Origin of the sequence: Pedobacter nanyangensis (genome assembly GCF_003313505.1) — a bacterium.
Classification (GTDB): Bacteria; Bacteroidota; Bacteroidia; order Sphingobacteriales; family Sphingobacteriaceae; genus Pedobacter; species Pedobacter nanyangensis.
Window position 1 is genome coordinate 113,310 of sequence record NZ_QMHO01000004.1, and the last position, 17,160, is coordinate 130,469.

Below are 17,160 nucleotides of genomic sequence, written 5' to 3' on the forward strand. Positions count from 1 at the left end.
TACTTTAGCTATTGCGGCCGCTTTAGGACTTGTGATGAAGACATTAGTATAATTTTTTCACCATAATCTATCGGCAAAGATTTCCTTGAGATATAGATGGCGTATTACTTTGGATCGCATCCACATTTATGGAGTTGTTAATTTTTCCTTCCACCCGTAGGCTCAGCTAATGTTATTTGGTGCAGAAGTTTTTGGTTAGGATCAATGACCCAACTTTCCATCTCTCTTTCCGCTACTTTTAGCGATCGTTTGCCAGATCTAAAATCAAGCGTTCTACTTAGCCTAACGCCACTTTTTAGCAGTATTTGTACTTCTAGTTGAAACCATAAGGGTTCGCCTTCCTGTACGATCTCAATCCCAGATTTAATTTTTTGGATTTTCAAATGGGGAATGTGTTTGCTTTTCAGCCACGAGCTTATAAAAGGCTCCATGTCCTTGTTGGCAGCCCTGCTCATTTCCCTCATAAATGCGTGGATGGTATGCTGCTTACTACCGACAAACCCCCTCATTCCTTCTGAAAATTTTTCTTTCCCTAATTGCGTTTCCAACATATAAAATAGCCATGCCCCTTTGGAGTAAGATATCCCACTATTGCTGTAATCTTCCCACAAGCTTTTTTCTCCTTCAAAATTCCCATTAAGATAGTTTTGCTTTTGCGATTGGAAAAATGGCGCCACAATGGAATCGCCGTAAACATTTTTCAGCAAAACAGACTCTGCATACGTAGCCCACCCCTCCATCAGGAAATTAGTGGCAGGTCCCGTTGGGCTTGTCCAACCATGGGCAACCTCATGCCCAAAAATAGCCCTCGGATTTGGCTTGTTGGTGATCAGGTAACTTCCGCTTTGTCCAGCAACCACCACACTATTGGCTCTATTTTTCCACCCATTTCCACCGGTACGATCTTGTACAATTCCTAAGTAATTGCTAACAGGCTTTCCGAAAGTTTTGTGCAGGATGTCATAACTTTTTGAAAACTGATCATACAACAACTGATCGCCGGGAGCGAAATCTGGAGTTGCGTAGACCACCATATCAATCTGGTCTTTTTTAAATGTCCTGAGTCTCCAATCTCTATCGTAATAAATAGACAATCCAAATGTCGGAATTTCAGATTTTCCCGTAATTATCCTGTCATCTCCTGAGAGAAGATCTTTTTGCGGCAAACTTGTAGCAAGCTGGAAAGATTTTGGCACTTGGCAACGAATTTCGAAATCAGCCCTATCGTTAGCACTGGAAAAACTGAAGAAAGGATGCCAGAAATATTGATTCCGGAGATGACCGTAAAATGGTCCGAAGTAACTGGAATTGGTATTATTATCGTCCCGCTCTACTGCAAGTGAATATTCAATGATCAGTTGTTGATCTTTCTGAAGTGGTGAACCTAGCCAAAGCATGCCACCACTAAATAGGTAATCAACCGATGAGTTATTTAATAAAACCTTTTGCAATGCTGCCTTATGGTTCAATTTAGCGGCAAATCCCAGTTGGTCGTTAACATCAATCGTCAAGGTGTCGATAATTTTCACGCCCGTTCCAGGATTAACCGCTAGGTAAAGACGCTGTTTGTTGATCTTGTTTGAACGATCGATCTCGATCCGCTCCATTAAACGCCAAGATCCTCCCGTTAACGCAAACCTATAAATACCCGTGTACTTTGTAGATAGATTGGTTTCGTCTCCCGAATTACCATAGCGGAAAATGCCACTGATCAACACGTAAGCCGTATTTCCCTGAACAGCTATGATCTTAAACTTGCCAGGCTCTCTTTTTATTTCTTCTTTCACTACCGCAGCAAACAGCTCCCTCATACTGCCCAGTTCCACTATTTGGTTGAAACGCTGTACGTCTCCTACAAGAAAAGCCGAGTCCAAACGGACAAGTTGCCTGGTAAGGTTTTCTGAAGACGACATCTGTTGAGCCAGGCAAAAATTAGGTAGAGCCAGGCTAAATGAAAATATAAGCAGATGATAACTAATGCTTAACAAAAAAAAGCGATTATAAAGATGATTTGCCACTGGTGATTGCAGATAAATGTGATTAAACTATGAATTTTCCAAAATGACGCTAACATTCCCATAAACGTTGCATGAGTACAGCTTTTTATCAAAAACTAAAGGTAATTGAATATCGAGACCATTGATATAAGACAAAGTCTGATGGTCTTTGCTGCTCACTTGTTGGCACTCACAAACACGATTTTTTTAAAACAGAAAAGAGTAGATTTTAACATAGATCAAGATTTATCAACTTTAGCAGGACTACTTTTGTTAAAGAAAAAAGACAACAACATCATTGACCATAAACAAAAACTTAAAACCATGAGTACACTAAAACTAAAAGACGGCACAGAGATTTTTTACAAAGACCAAGGCCAAGGACCAACTTTGATGTTTCACCACGGCTGGCCCCTATCGTCCGACGATTGGGATGCACAGGTGATTTTCTTTTTACAAAGAGGTTATCGCGTAGTGACACACGACAGAAGAGGTCACGGCCGTTCTAGTCAAGATATTTACGGACATACGATAGAGCAATACGCTTCGGACGCTGCTGAGCTGGTAGAATTTCTGGATTTGAAAGACGTGGTTCACATTGGCCACTCTACTGGTGGTGGCGAGGTGATTCGTTACGTCAACAAATATGCTAATGGCAGGGCTAAGAAAGCGGTGTTAATTAGTGCTGTTCCGCCGATCATGGTAGCTAGCGACAGTAATCCTGATGGTGTCCCGATGTCGGTTTTTGACGGCATAAGAGAGCAAACGCTGAACAATAGACAGCAGTTTTATATTGATTTGACCATTCCTTTTTATGGATATAACAGAGAAGGCGCTGAGGTAAAAGAAGGCATCCAAAGAAACTGGTGGAGACAGGGAATGATGGGCGGAATTGTGGCTCATTATGACGGGATCAAAGCATTTTCGGAAACTGACTTTACCGAAGACTTGAAAGCGGTGGATATTCCAGTTTTGGTGCTTCATGGCGAGGATGACCAAATTGTACCTTATGAAAATGCAGCTTTGAAATCTATTAAATTATTGAAAAATGGAAAGCTGATCACTTATCCTGGCTTCTCCCATGGCATGCCAACTACCGAAGCGGCAACCATTAATAAAGATCTTTTGGAGTTTATCCAAGCTTAATATTGATCATTTAGGAAATGATCTAATTTTCAAGGTCATTTTTATAAAAAAAGCAGCTCTTTTCGGAACTGCTTTTTTTATTTGAAGTGATTCATGGTATCACAAGCGTACGCTTGCGCTAGAATGGGCTTTTATTTAAGATAATTGCTATTTGGTGCTCCAATATATATCAGTTTTCTCATTACAGTAAAAACCTTCAAAAGGATGCTTGGCTAATATATTTTCAACGGTATTCTTGTCTGAACATAACAAGGTAAAATGACTGTCCCAATGAGTAGTGTATAAAATCTCATTGTTAGTAGTATACCAATTCATTTCTGGCCCATACTCTAAAAGCGTGTTGTCTTTTCCGTCTATCACTTCCTGAATATAACTCCGTTTACGTTCAAAGCCCCATTCATCACCCATGTACATATAATGGTGCCCTTGATCCTGTAAACTCTTGAGCATCTCATTTTTAAGCGTATCTTGAAAATTACCTTCAGAAGGAAACCAAAAATCATGTAATTCAGCTAACTGGCTTAAGATGTCGGCATCTTTTTTGTTTTCATACTCTCTACGCAACCCGCCAATACTAGTTCTTAACGCTATATCTAACTGATTAATATCTTTAAATCCAGCGAGCATTTGAATCTCCTTCCATGTCATTACTTGCGTAATTTTATTGTCCTTCTCTTTAAAGAAAGGATGCAACATTACATACACCGTATCAAAATATCCTTTATAAAATTCGAGGATAGACATATCTGCATAAGCACAAATACAATTATGAGTTGCTGAAAAAGGCGGCCTATCTTTCATATTTCATCAAACCTCATTCACCAACCTCGCAAACTTATTCCTATACTCAATTGGGGTAAGTCCAGTAAGCCTTTTAAAGGTTTCCCTAAACGATTTGGTATCGGTATAACCTACATCAAACATAATTTCCGTAACATTTTTCCTCGAAGCTTCGAAGAACGTTTTGGCGGCTTCTATCCTCACCCTTTGGATATACTCCAACGGCGTATTATTGGTGGCATCCTTAAACCTTCTTTCAAAAGTTCTGCGGCCTGAGTTAATCAGCTTGGCTAAAATTTCTATGGATATTTTATCGCTGTAGTTTTTTTCGATGTAATCCTGTACCTGTTGAATATCCTCATCACCATGATTTCGCTGGCCTTTGAATATGGCAAACTGCGATTGACTGTCTCGGCCGATATCCAAGGCAAAATATTTGGAAACCATGACGGCCACTTCCCTATCCGAAAATTTTTCGACCAAGTATAAGATCAAGTTCCACAAACTGCTTGCACCGCCACTGCTGTAAATATTATCATGTTCTGTGATGATCGCTCCATCTTCTACCCCAACATCTGGATATCTTTCCTTAAACTCATTAATATAGGCCCAGTGCGTGGAACATTTTTTACCGTTTAACAAGCCTGTCTCGGCCAACAGAAAAGCGCCGATGCACAAACTGGCCAAGCTGGCACCTTGCTCATGCAACTTTTTAAAATATGGAATGGCTTCGGCATTGGCCTGAATTCCCTTGGCGGTATCCCCAAAGGTAGGTGGTATAATCAATAGGTCTGTTTTGGTTATATCTTTGAGTAATCGATTCGTTTTGACCATATACTCGCCATTGTTGGCAGGCACATACTCATTTAGCCCCACATATTCTACTTTAAAAACAGGCTTTTTACCAAACGTAGCTAAAAATTCATTGGCGGTGTGAAAAGTCCTAAAAGGTGGGGTTACCGCTTCAATTACCCCGTATTCAGGCACAAAAACAGAAATCTGCATCTCAATTACATTTTATGGTAATACAAGGTAGAAATTATTTTGTCACAATTGCCCCTTTATTTGTCGTTTTTGCAACAGCCAGATCTTTCACAACCGCCCTATCTTTGAAATATCAAATCAATCTAAAAACAAAGAATGACACCATCATCAAAAATTACGGTAGAAGCAACAGTGAATGCTCCCGTAGCAAAAGTATGGGAGACTTGGAATACCCCAAGCGATATTATGCAATGGAATACGGCTGATCCCGCTACCTGGCATACCCCAAGCAGCGAAAACGACCTAAGGGTTGGCGGCAAGTTCAAAAACAGAATGGAAGCTAAGGATGGCAGTTTTGGTTTCGATTTTGAGGGCGTTTACGACAGCGTGATTCCTCATCAAGAAATTACCTACACCATGGGTGATGGCAGACAAGCAACCACCTTGTTTACCGAGAAAGATGGCAAGACCCATTTGGCCACCACTTTTGATCCTGAAACTCAAAATGATCCCGAATTCCAGAAAGCGGGATGGCAAGCGATCTTAAACAACTTCATTAAATACGTTGAATCGAAATAGCCATGAAAACTCGCAAAATTATCTTTTGGATAGCCACCATCATCATTGTACTTTGGGAAGGCGTAATGCCCTTGAGCACTGTTTTATTTATGCCCGAATATGTAACCGCAGGCACCCAACCATTAGGTTACCCCGAATACTTTGCCTACGCCTTGATCATTTGCAAAGTACTGGGCTGTTTGGCTATTGTATTTCCTAAAATACCAGGCAGGTTAAAAGAATGGGCCTACGCAGGGCTTACCTTCAGCTTGGTTTTTGCCTTCATCAGCCATGCCTGTGTAGACAAAAACATGGCCTATATGCTGATGCCACTGGTGGTGCTGGCCATTCTCATGGTTTCCTACGTGTATCATCGTAAACTTAAATCTTAATCGAAATGAAAAGTAATTCAGTTTCCCTACATCGGGTAATTAAAGCAAGTCCTGAAAAAGTATTCAAGGCCTTTGCAGATCCTTTAGCACACGCTACCTGGCTACCACCCTACGGTTTTATTTGTACCGTACAACAAATGGATTTTAAAGAAGGTGGTCAATTTAAGATGACCTTTATCAACTTCAGCACAGGCAATAGCCATTCTTTCGGCGGAACTTATCTGGAGATTAAACCTAACGAATTTATCAAATACACCGACACTTTTGATGATCCTAATTTGCCTGGTGAAATGACCACCACCATATGGCTCAACAAGGTAATTTGTGGTACAGAATTGAAAGTGGTGCAGGAAGGAATTCCCGAAGTGATCCCTGCGGAAATGTGCTATTTAGGCTGGCAGGAATCTTTAGAAAAATTGATGAAGTTGGTTGAGCCTGAAATTCCAGATGCCTAACACTTTTGCCATGACCGCAGCTAACCGTAATTCGTTTGTGAGTGCTGTTTTCCTTACCTTTTCTGGAAACTGTAGGGAAGCACTCACATTTTACCAAACCTGCTTTGGCGGTACGTTGCGCCTCGAGATTTTTGAAAAACAATTACAAGGCTGTGCAGAAAAACCGGTGATCAGTGGATCGCTCGTTTCCAACACCGTCGTTATCCACGGTTCAGACCTGGTGCACAACGAAGGCCGAATTCTTGGAAACCATATCTCAATTTTCATACAATGCTCCAACATGGAAACCAGAAAAGCGCTTACCGAAAAATTGGATGCTCACAAAAAAGTTCCCTTTACCGGAAATCTCGACGAAAAAATCATCGAAATTACCGATGCTTTTGATGTAAGATGGATGTTGTACGTTTAACCAGAATCCAACAGAACCGCCACGCTACCCACACAAATGCGCCCCAACACCAAACAGCACACTAACAACTAGCACACAACAAGTTACCTACCAAAATACCAACATTTGAGTATTGTATAAACCAAATGTTATGGCTAGCTTTAGGTTAATTAACTGCTCGGACTTTCAAAGAAATTACCGAACTTTTTATGGGCATAATCATAGCTACCTAATAAAATGAAAAGTGCTGTTCCCCATGTTTTACTGCTGAGGTTTGCCCCCATCTTAAACATCTCAAAAAATGGCACAGGACAGGCGAACCTTTATCAAAGTCATTAGTATAGCATCTGCAACACTAGTCCCTGTGGCTGGAGCGTTGGCTAAAGTTTTCGATAAAAATGAAGAAGAACTGGCAGCAGTTTTGGATGATTCATTCAATAGTGATTTTGAATTCCATTTGATAGACAACAACCTCCTCAATCTTCATTTTTATTTTATTGGCGCAAAAAAAAAGGGGAACTACATCCTACCCGTGCCCCAAAGCCCTAATTCATTTATGGTGGTACGCTTGCCCCAAATGCACGTGAGCGAAAAAGGGTTTTGGCACGACGACTGGAATAGCGACCAAAAAAAACTGCCTGATGCCAACCTATCGGGATATTCCTACCTGGCTTTTCAACTTTGGCCCAACCAATCAGGCGATAGCAACGGGGCTGATAAAGAAAGAAAGCTGAAATTCACCCTAGATAATATACTGAACTGGAACAACGAGCAAAATTTTGACCTCATTACGCTAGTGGAATGGCTTGATCTCAAAAATACTGATGCACTGGCCTTTGCCGACTATAAAAAATGCAACGATTTCCATCAGAAAAAAATATGGAATTTATCCAACAGTGAAGTTGAAAAGGAATTTGCCGAAAGCTATTATCACAAAGAAAAACATGAGCCTAAACAAAGCTTTAGTTACAAAAAGTACAAATCTCTGGTCAGACACTTCCTCGACCAAAACCTAAAACCTTCAGTAAGCGTAAATACCTTTGTGCCCATTACTTTCCTGGAATTTCCGCAGGGTGTGGCCTTGGTGCCCATTGCCAGGGACAAAATGGGCCTTTTAGCCAAAAACGATCAAAAACCGAGCAAGCAATTTTGGCAAAACTTCCTGGTTAACCCGGAAAAAGCCAGCGAAGGATTTAGGAAATATGAAGTGTGGAACAATACACTTTTTTACAAAACCAAACTAGACAAAAAAACAGACCAAGGCCCAAACTTCAACATAGAAACACCCTCCTTTAGGATTATTGGCCTCATTACCGATCAAAAGATAGATTGTCGTGACAACGAAAATAAAGACTGTAAACAGGTATACGAAGAAGGCAAGGCTAAAAATTTCCTGCCAAGTTTGCTCGACAAGAAAGAGTTAGCTTTTTTAACGCAATTTGCAAAGAGCGAAGTAGCATCTCAAGATATTGATTTTACGAACAAAAAATTTGACATCAAAGAATCGAACGGCCTTTTCTTCACCGGACTTGGCGTAATTAGCCACCTGAAATATTATAACGAAGATGCCCCAGAGGGAATTGACCTAATCGAATATGAGCACACCATTACCCAAGGGCGCGATATATTTATCAAAGTAGCCAGAATTGGCGTACATAACAAAAATGGAAAGCGGTACAAACACGTTATTGAAGGGAAAAGAAAAATAGAAAACAAAATAGGTGCGTCCACAATCCCCGAACCTACTTCTTTCATCGAACTGAAACAATATTGCGAATGTATAGAAAAGATCAAAAACTACGAATTTCCCGACAATCCTAGCAAAGCCGAATGGGATGCCGCCCAGTTTAAAAGCCCGTTGCCTGCCAGTGCCAAGCTACATCCAATATTCCAGCCAGCCCTATCCAATGCCTCACATTACCGTAGGTATCCGTGGAAAGAAATCCGTACCACGGAAGAAGAAAGAATTCCCATAGACCTATTACAAGACCAAAAAGGATCAACCCCCTTGGATAATCCGGCCTGTGCACTGTGGTTCTGGCCGGTTCACGAAGGGACACTTCCCAACCCAAAATACCTATTATCTAAATTTGAGGCCGAAGATTGGGACAACGGCCGGCTAAACTTGGAAACGCCCTTTATTTTTATCCGGAAATCACTACTCGAATCAAACGATACCAAAGAAATTGATCGGCTCACCGAAAGCTATTTCCAGCTTTCGTACGATGATCCAACCGCCCACACCAACCTCAGGAGAAGGATTAACATCAAAGATCAAAAAATTGCGTTTACCAAGCCACTTCCAGCAACCAACGCCAATTCACTGAAAAAAAATGCGTTGGAAAAGGCGGTTAACCCATCCAATAGCAAAACCCACATCTTGGAAACGGCATTTATAGAAACCTATTTTGATTTCACCCAAAAAGACATTATCGCCAAACAAACCTTTGCCAAAACACGCTTTCCAATTTTGCCACAGGTATTAAGGGCTAAAGTATATATCGACCATATCAGGGAACTTACACTCGAAAAAATCCCCTCAGTGGTGGAATATCAAGCAGACTATATTGCGCATGGTTTCAAAGAAATAGTTGATGAAGCCTCAAACACCTACGCCAATGCCGCCAAGCTTATCCTGGCCAATACAAATGCTTTTATTGAGGCCAAAGAAGAACAGGCCAACCAAACTTATCAGCAAATCAAAACAGCCCTACAAAGTGCGAAAGATAAATTGGGGAACCTTGCTGTGCCTGATATTATACCCGACGCTATTTCGCTAGAAAAATTTGGGATCACCCTGCCTAAGGACATGGGCAATTCGATCAAGGAAGGACGAACTGTTTTTGACAATAAGCTTCGCCAAATCCAGAGTTTTAACCCACGGGAGCTTTTAAGGGGTAAGCTCTCAAATGTTTGCGGGCTAGATTTAACGGCTATATTGGATGAGCTTATTCCTGCTACGCCCAATGACAACAAAACCCCTTTATTTGAGATCAACAAAATGCTCGATAAGATTGAGGGCGAAGTTTTAAACTCCCCTATCTACCAAAAAATTATAGCATTTGAGATTTACGATCCACTATCTGGCGACAAACTGCCTCCAGACCAGCTCATCAAAAGGTATAACGACAAAATTGCCGAACTGAGATTGAGCCTTGAGTTGGCCAGGTTGGAGCTGAACAAAAAAATCAAGGAGCTTAGCGATGAACTGCCCAATGCCGAAGAGCTAGATTATTTGGTTAAGAGCCTTTTTGAATATTATCGAACACAGGCCTTTCAAACGCTACTTCCTGAAATCCCTTTTGAAAAAATTGAAGGTGAGATCAAGAGCATCAAAGATAGGGCTAATGCTTTTTTTGAAGATGCAAAGCCTGTGTTGTTGGAAGAAATGAACGTGATGAAAGCAAAACTCACTGATTTCTTCGAAAATTACGGGAAAGAGCTTAAGATATTAGGCAAACTCCCCGACGAAATCAAAAAAATAGAAGGCATAGATATAGGTAAATATCTGGAAGATAAGCTTAACCCCTTTTATAATTCAGTTGATTTTTGTGGATTTCCTGCCAAGTTGAACGAGCTGTACAATACCGTTCAGGATACGCTCAAAATAACCGTTAGTTTCCAAGTAGGCACTCAGGTAAAAAATGAAACCTTATATTATGTCGCAGACCAAAGCAAATCATCATCATCTATCACTTACGAGCTTACCGATCAAGCCAGTAAGGGTTCCCCTCTTTTGGTCTTTAATGATACCGCCAATGTAAAACTGCTACAGCTCGAAACCAAGATCGAACAACTCAAGAAATTTGTGATCAGAAACATTGACGGCAATGACTTTCAGAAAGCGGCGGCAAAAAAACTACAGGAACTTCTCCAAAAGTATAATCCAATACTGGAAAACCTCCAAAAAAAGGCGGTTGATTTTCAAGAGGTGCAGCTGGGCAAAATTTTGAAAGAAATAGCCGTTTGGAAAATAAAAACCGATAGCTATTTAACTACGCAGCAAAACCTCACAGCCGAAACCATTGACGCACTGATCAAAATACAAGGGGTTATTTCCAATGCCGGCTCTTATATTGACCTTCTCAGAAAATGCGATCCCTACTTTTATTACAGCCAACAACAGCGCCTTCAAAAAGAGATAGCAGATATCGAAACACGGTTCAAAAAGGAGTATTTCAATAAGTATGTAGCTATCAGGAGCCAGGTAAGCGGCATGGTAACGGAATATGCATCAAAAGCAAAAGCATACGCTAACGCCATCAAAAGTATCAAAACAATTGGGCAGGAAAAACTAAACGAGGAAAGAGCAAATTTTATCGCCTATCGGCGCAGCTTTGAAAAGGAACTGGGCGGCAAATCTGGCGAAATCATTCGTTCGCTGATCAACGATCCTAAATTCAGCAAGCTAAAAGAGATCTATGAGGTTATTCACAAACCCAGCGGTTTAATGAAACAAGTAAAAGATTATCAGGAAAACCTTAAAAAATACCTGGATAACCTAAAGCTGGTATTTGAACAGCAAGCTGCCGATTATGTAAATGAGTTGGACAAAAAAGTTAAAACATACCTCGACGAGCAGGAAAAAGAGTTGACAAAAGCAATTGGCCAACAACAAATTACGCAAATCCAAAACCAGATTAATGAAGCGAAAAATATTTACCGCCTGCTTACCGCTGTTAAACAACAGAGCCTAAGCTACCAGTGGAGTACAGACAATTTCAGGGACGTCAATTTAGGCATCGTTTCCTTTAAGAAATTTTCCAATCCCAATACTACCCTAAAAGTAGATGTAAGAGCAACCACGCATTTCACTTCCGGAAAATTCCCGCCAACAATAGAAAAAGTGGTTACCTATTCAGAAAATAGATTTACCAATTTTGGCATTGGATTTTTGAATTGTATTACCGTTGGATTTAATGAAATTACCTTTATCGCCGGCTCCCACAGCCCCACCCACTTTGATGTCAAAATCAAAGACGTAAAATTTGATGGGGCCCTCTCTTTTGTACAAGCTTTTGAAAGTTGGCTCAAAACCATGGGCAAAGGCCTGATCCTTCAAGTAAACAGCGACCACGCCGCCCTGGGCTATTCACTCCCCATTCCTAACATCAACACCCCAGCGTTTAGCTTTTTTAATTTATCGCTGAATTTTGACCTAAGGGTGTATTTCGATAAAAGGCCACTAAGATTTGGTTTTTCATTGGCAAGGCCAGAATCAAAGTTCGGTATTGCGGCTGGAATTTACGCGGGTTTTGGCTTCTTCAGCATTGTAGCCGATCCCAAAAAGGGCATTGTTGAAATTGACTGTGCGCTTGAAGCAGGGGCCTGGGCAGGCATTCGTTTTGGCCCGTTCTCCGGCGAGGTAAAGCTTGCTTTCGGTTTCCGCTACACCAAAAATGAATTTGGGGTACGGCTTGAAGGATACATCGTGGCCGAGGGCAGGCTATCATTCTGGGTGTTCGAGGTATCCGCAAGAATTTATCTGGGCGTAGTGAGCTACAACAACTATGTGGAGGGCATGTGTACGGTAACCTATTCCGTAAAACTAGGTTTCGTAAAACGTTCGTTCTCGGGAACTTTCCGCAAAAAAATTGCGGGTGCCAAAAGCAACAACAATGATGCTGCCAACAAGGAAATAGCCTTGGCCCATCTCCAATATAAAACTAACCTTTACCATGCTGCTCAAGCCAAACTGAAAAGCGAAACGGTTGATACAAACAGGGAAATATCACGAGCCGAGATCATCAATCAAATTAGCTTAGCACTTGAAAACTACGAAGATGAAGAAATCATCATCATAGAAGCGGTTGAAAGAAAAGAATGGGAAGATTTTGTAACCTTATTTTAATGCCATCGAAAATGAACAATGTAAACCCCAGGAAGATACGCTTTATTGGTATGGCCATACCAGCTGGCATCCCAAAAAATGATAAAAATGAGCTGATTGTTTCGGTATGTTTCAATATCAACAAATATGCGGCAGATTTTGCCGACAGTGAGGATAAATCATCAAATAGATACCATGACTTTATAAACTCCCTGATCGCATTTCAAGACAACAATTTGGCCATTCAATTCAATGCGGATAAAGTTGCCCTGCCCGCCGAGCCAACGGCCCCTTTTGAGCACTTTATGAAAAACGACATCAAGATGACCGCCAAGCAATACCAAAGCATTAAGGACGACCTGTGGGCCAAGATATTTCAAACCTCCAGGGATACCGTTTCGGGCAAGTCCTATTTCAGCAAAGGTAAAAGTATCCATCCCGAAAGTACCGTAAAAACGCAAAACCATCCCAAACCCAAAATGCTTGTTGAAGATTCGGACTACGAATACTTAAGAGCCTTTGATTTTAATGTAACCAAAAACCTGGCTAAGCTGAGCAAAATTACTGAGATAAAATCTGGTGTAATGCACAAACTTGATCTGATCCATCAATTTGCCGCGGATAGAGCCCCCGTAGCAAACAAAGAGGCACAGGCCTTTTTTGTGCGGCAAAAAATGAACACTCTGCTGGAAAAACTCAGTAAAAGCAAAAAAGCATCCCTCGAGGAAGAGCTCAATATCAATCCGCAAAAAGCCTATACAAAACTTTATGTAGAAGCTTCAGATGAGATCGAGATCGACGAAATTGTGCATAGTTTTTCTAAAATTGCCGATGATCCAATACTCGCCAGATTGATGGGGCTCACCATTGACTACAAATTGAATTTAACCTCCATACCTGCCGGCAACTTTTTTACGCTCAGCGCCACATCCATTAAGGACGATCTTTACTTTTTAAAAACGCCAATTACCGTGATAAGCAATGCCGCAAAATCCAAGTGGGCCTATCTGGTAAACAACCCGGCAAAAAAAAACCTATATTTTGAAAAATCTATCCTAAAAAAGGAGCATGTGGGCTTTCAAACCACAGATTTAGTTTCACAAGTACTCAAGCAGGATAACCACACACAAAAAGCGAAAAGAGGTGAATCGATCAATTTATCGGATACGTTAGATGACTTGACCAGGGGCATTATCCTTACCCACGAAAAATTGGATGAGATTATACAACCGCTGGAAATTGTAAATGACATTAATGCTCCAACCCAATTTACAGATAGCGCACTAACGGATGAATATTTTGTAAGGGGCCACCGAGTTTATATCTCCTACCTTAACGAAGAAAAATTCTACCCGCTCACCAATCGATCAGTCAGGATCTCGTACCTTGGCAACAACTTTTACGCCAACAAACAGGTTGATTCTTGCCTCAATTTTGATGCGCCAATGTCTTACATGCAAGAAGACGGGCAAATCAAATCTGCCACCAGCAATGCCATGTTCGAATACAGCGGCGAACTGCTCACCCTAAAAACTGCCTTTGCAAAATCACAGGTGATGAGCAAAAAAGAGTACATCGCCGACTCGGTAAACCATAACGACGATGGTGGCCTATCCAAAATGGAAGAAAGATGGCAAAGTTTGATGAATTTTTATGTCTATCCGGCTAGGAAGGCTAAAATAGAAGATCAACAAAAATATCTCTTCTTTTATGATATTCCAAAGTTTACAGCCCCCGAAAATTTCCCCAAACTTAGGTTCCATAAACAATACGAATTTTTGATCAACCAGGAATATCTTAACGGATGGGGGCTGCCTTTAGAGGAGTTAAACACTTCGCCCATTCAGCTTACCCTGGCCGATATTCTCCGAGAAGGACAGGAAACGATCAAAATGGATGCACCTTTTCTTCCGGCGGAAAACAAAAAGGCACCAATGATTGTCCATCAGCGAAAAGTCTCCAAAGAATTTTCCGACGGTATCTTAGAGAAACCTTCGCTAGAGCATTTGGTGGTGAGAAGCGATACCCCAAGCGATCCCAGGCCCTTTATCGATAAACGATCAGTGGTGCTTCCGAAAATAAACCTGGAAACGGCCTTTTTTTACGGTTTATTATCTCCCGATAAGCTTAGTGCAGAAAAATCATTTGACTTGAAAACAAGATCAAATTGCCCTTATACCGATGAAGCGCATCGAAACTCGGATGTAGGTAAAAACGGGAAAAAGAAAAGATGTACTGAATGCAAAAAACTAGGCTATTGCGGTGGCACCCAATTAAAGGAATATTACCCCAAAAAATCATTCCTCCCACCCTTTATTACCGACCCAACCATAACCGGGCTTCAGGTGAGGCTATTTTGGAAATGGGATGCTGATGAAAGCCGGTGCACCCCGGTAAATGGCGTTAATCCGCAGCAAATGGTGTTTGAAGGAGAACCAGGCATTGGCCGGAAAAGTTATTTATTAGAAGCCAAAGGTGCCAAATCTGAAACCTTTATGAAAGACCAGCCTTCGGAAAACTCCTTCATCTTTAACCTAAAAAAAGGCGCTCAACTATATGCCGAACTCACCAACATGTTGGATAAAGGGGAACCAAGAAACCTTATCAATGGAATTGCTTTGTTACAGTTAAATAAAGTGGTGGCGAAAAACAAGGTTTTGGATTTATTAAAGCAAAAATCTAAGGAAACTACGTTAACCGATACGGAAAAGCAAATCGTAAAGTTAAAAAACGCTCCCAAAATAATCAGGTTAACACATGCCGTAAAGGAACCTTTGGTTATGCCCAGGATCTTAAAGCTTTTCTCCACATCCAACGACAGGAAACACATCGAACATATCGAAAACTGGCTTGGCCTAAAAGCTTATCAACCATATAAAATTGGCTTAAACGTAATTGCCAACCGGGTGAACAGAGATGACCCCAGCAAACCCGAAATTGACTCGTCTCATACCCAAGTGGAGCTTAGCGCCCACTTTGAAAGATTAGATGCCATGGAGAAGATCAATTTCCTCAAAGAAGTGATCCCTACGGGAGGTTTAGAACTTTGGATGAGGAAAGAAGAATACATTGATGACCCTGAGCAGGCTGTGCTTACCGCCGGATCGGCAAACAACCACCTCCCAGACCAGCCAGTGGTAGATTTTTCAGATCCAAAAAATGTGTTCAACTTGGACCATAAAATTGAATTTTCAAATGAAATGATGGCCCAATTGAAGGACATCAAGAATGTACAAGACATCAACCATGTTGACGACGTGTTCCGCTCACTGATCACGAAAATAAAGTTGGCTTACGATTTTAAAACAAGAAAATTCGAAGAACGTCAGTATTACTTAAAGAACCTATCCAAGTTTAGGGGCTTTTTCACCAACGAAGCGCTGCCTGACCTTGCTGACCAAAAAATGTTGGAGAAATTAGAAGAGTTTTCACTCCCAAAACTTAAAGATGTAATGACAAGCATCAAACAGCGTAAGAACGGACTGGTATTCAGCATTATTACCCTAAACAATAGCCAACCTGCCAAGCCTACGGTGGCCTTTGCCGTAACTACTATACAGGAAACCAGGTCGCTTCCTTCAAAAAAGAAAACAGTGGCCATCCAAAAAGGGAATATTGTGACCATTTATTTAAATCGTGGCAGGTTATCATCTGGAAAAGATGAGCGGGTTGGCCTACTGGTAGATGCCCATAGCCTGTACAATAAATTACTCAAAGACAGCGGAATGCTTTCTAAAGCAGGCAAAGATCTTGTTTCAGACAGGTACGCCAACAGAAACCAATACCTGCAATATGGCGATGTGGTTATTCCAAAGAACAACGAATATAATGTTGGCTATGACAACGAACTGGGCATGTACCACTTTCTGCCAAAATTTGATATAGCCAAGCAACTTTGGAAATTTGAGGTGGAACTGGACATCAAAACCCAAAATGGGAAACAGCTGCATAACCCGTTTATCAATTTTTCACTGGTACATTTCCAACCCTTTTCCATCAATTACAACGATAAAACATCAGATGCCAGTTTACTGGATATCAAGAAGGACTGTAGAATTTCAGAGGTAGAAAACTCGGTATGGTGTTACCTTTTGCCGGAAAGGAAATTATCCGTTTATTTCGATAAGCCCAATTGGCTGTTTGACAGATTTGGAGAAGTTGACCTCACGGTTTCCTTCGATCATGAGTCGCTCCACCATTTCAACTCGAATATAAATGAATGGAAAATACGCTCTAATTTCATTGTATCTATACAGGGAAGTACTTCTGGCCAGCCTTTCGACTGGCACCCGGTGGATTCTTGGGTAGATAACGGAAAAACTACCCCTATGGATAGCAAACCCCATCATCCACTGCTTTGCGAAAACGTGCTTGATCAAAAGCAAAATATGGCAAGGCTTAAACTGAAATTTACAAAATGGGCCAAGCCTGGTAGCACGGGGCATTCAGCCAAGTACACCCATTTTAGGGTACGCTTTATAGAAGTAGAATGGTTTAAGAACGAAACCTGGGAAGCGCTGATGACAAGATACGAAAACCAACAACCAAAACTGCTTGATACCGATGTGGTAGACAACGAGGAAATGAGGGTCAGATTTGTTGAATTAATTTACTAAACCAAACCCATAAA

At 41.1% G+C, this 17,160-nt stretch carries 10 protein-coding genes; 7 read left to right on the top strand and 3 right to left on the bottom strand.

Annotation, left to right across the window (positions count from 1 at the left end):
* Nucleotides 1–137 precede the first annotated feature (137 nt).
* Nucleotides 138–1,913: a M1 family aminopeptidase gene (locus tag DUT71_RS09115; RefSeq protein WP_113662232.1), complete on the bottom strand. Its 1,776-nt coding sequence runs from the start codon at nucleotides 1,911–1,913 to the stop codon at nucleotides 138–140.
* Between the two features lie 408 nt (nucleotides 1,914–2,321).
* Here DUT71_RS09115 and DUT71_RS09120 point away from each other — a divergent pair, with 408 nt between their 5' ends.
* The gene (locus DUT71_RS09120) at nucleotides 2,322–3,143 is read left to right on the top strand and encodes an alpha/beta fold hydrolase (RefSeq protein WP_113662413.1); all 822 of its coding nucleotides are present in this window, start codon (nucleotides 2,322–2,324) and stop codon (nucleotides 3,141–3,143) included.
* A gap of 147 nt (nucleotides 3,144–3,290) precedes the next feature.
* On the opposite strand, the gene DUT71_RS09125 is transcribed toward DUT71_RS09120, so the two are convergent.
* Both DUT71_RS09125 and DUT71_RS09130 read right to left on the bottom strand, forming a co-directional pair.
* A complete protein-coding gene (locus DUT71_RS09125; RefSeq protein WP_113662233.1) occupies nucleotides 3,291–3,944 on the bottom strand; it encodes a DUF2711 family protein in 654 nt (217 codons plus the stop codon).
* Nucleotides 3,945–3,950: 6 nt separating this feature from the next.
* Nucleotides 3,951–4,928 (bottom strand): GlxA family transcriptional regulator, encoded by a 978-nt coding sequence (locus tag DUT71_RS09130; RefSeq protein WP_113662234.1) that lies wholly within the window; start codon nucleotides 4,926–4,928, stop codon nucleotides 3,951–3,953.
* A 135-nt stretch (nucleotides 4,929–5,063) separates the two neighbouring features.
* Here DUT71_RS09130 and DUT71_RS09135 point away from each other — a divergent pair, with 135 nt between their 5' ends.
* The 6 genes from DUT71_RS09135 (at nucleotide 5,064) to DUT71_RS09160 (ending at nucleotide 17,146) form a co-directional block, all read left to right on the top strand.
* Nucleotides 5,064–5,486: an SRPBCC family protein gene (locus DUT71_RS09135; RefSeq protein WP_113662235.1), complete on the top strand. Its 423-nt coding sequence runs from the start codon at nucleotides 5,064–5,066 to the stop codon at nucleotides 5,484–5,486.
* Between the two features lie 2 nt (nucleotides 5,487–5,488).
* The gene (locus DUT71_RS09140) at nucleotides 5,489–5,857 is read left to right on the top strand and encodes a DoxX family protein (protein WP_113662236.1); all 369 of its coding nucleotides are present in this window, start codon (nucleotides 5,489–5,491) and stop codon (nucleotides 5,855–5,857) included.
* 5 nt (nucleotides 5,858–5,862) lie between these two features.
* Entirely contained in the window at nucleotides 5,863–6,312 is a 450-nt protein-coding gene (locus DUT71_RS09145) for an SRPBCC family protein (RefSeq protein ID WP_113662237.1), read from the top strand.
* A 10-nt stretch (nucleotides 6,313–6,322) separates the two neighbouring features.
* A complete protein-coding gene (locus DUT71_RS09150) occupies nucleotides 6,323–6,721 on the top strand; it encodes a VOC family protein (RefSeq protein ID WP_113662238.1) in 399 nt (132 codons plus the stop codon).
* A 280-nt stretch (nucleotides 6,722–7,001) separates the two neighbouring features.
* On the top strand, nucleotides 7,002–12,551 hold the full coding sequence (locus DUT71_RS09155) for a hypothetical protein (protein ID WP_113662239.1): 5,550 nt from the start codon (nucleotides 7,002–7,004) through the stop codon (nucleotides 12,549–12,551).
* Nucleotides 12,552–12,562: 11 nt separating this feature from the next.
* Nucleotides 12,563–17,146 (top strand): hypothetical protein, encoded by a 4,584-nt coding sequence (locus DUT71_RS09160; protein WP_162796002.1) that lies wholly within the window; start codon nucleotides 12,563–12,565, stop codon nucleotides 17,144–17,146.
* Nucleotides 17,147–17,160 lie beyond the last annotated feature (14 nt).

Coding starts and splice junctions, on each gene's coding strand:
- DUT71_RS09130 (WP_113662234.1), bottom strand. CDS start 4,928: ATGCAGATTTCTGTTTTTGTGCCTGAATACGGGGTAATTGAAGCGGTA.
- DUT71_RS09160 (WP_162796002.1), top strand. CDS start 12,563: ATGAACAATGTAAACCCCAGGAAGATACGCTTTATTGGTATGGCCATA.
- DUT71_RS09115 (WP_113662232.1), bottom strand. CDS start 1,913: ATGTCGTCTTCAGAAAACCTTACCAGGCAACTTGTCCGTTTGGACTCG.
- DUT71_RS09125 (WP_113662233.1), bottom strand. CDS start 3,944: ATGAAAGATAGGCCGCCTTTTTCAGCAACTCATAATTGTATTTGTGCT.
- DUT71_RS09140 (WP_113662236.1), top strand. CDS start 5,489: ATGAAAACTCGCAAAATTATCTTTTGGATAGCCACCATCATCATTGTA.
- DUT71_RS09150 (WP_113662238.1), top strand. CDS start 6,323: ATGACCGCAGCTAACCGTAATTCGTTTGTGAGTGCTGTTTTCCTTACC.
- DUT71_RS09145 (WP_113662237.1), top strand. CDS start 5,863: ATGAAAAGTAATTCAGTTTCCCTACATCGGGTAATTAAAGCAAGTCCT.
- DUT71_RS09155 (WP_113662239.1), top strand. CDS start 7,002: ATGGCACAGGACAGGCGAACCTTTATCAAAGTCATTAGTATAGCATCT.
- DUT71_RS09120 (WP_113662413.1), top strand. CDS start 2,322: ATGAGTACACTAAAACTAAAAGACGGCACAGAGATTTTTTACAAAGAC.
- DUT71_RS09135 (WP_113662235.1), top strand. CDS start 5,064: ATGACACCATCATCAAAAATTACGGTAGAAGCAACAGTGAATGCTCCC.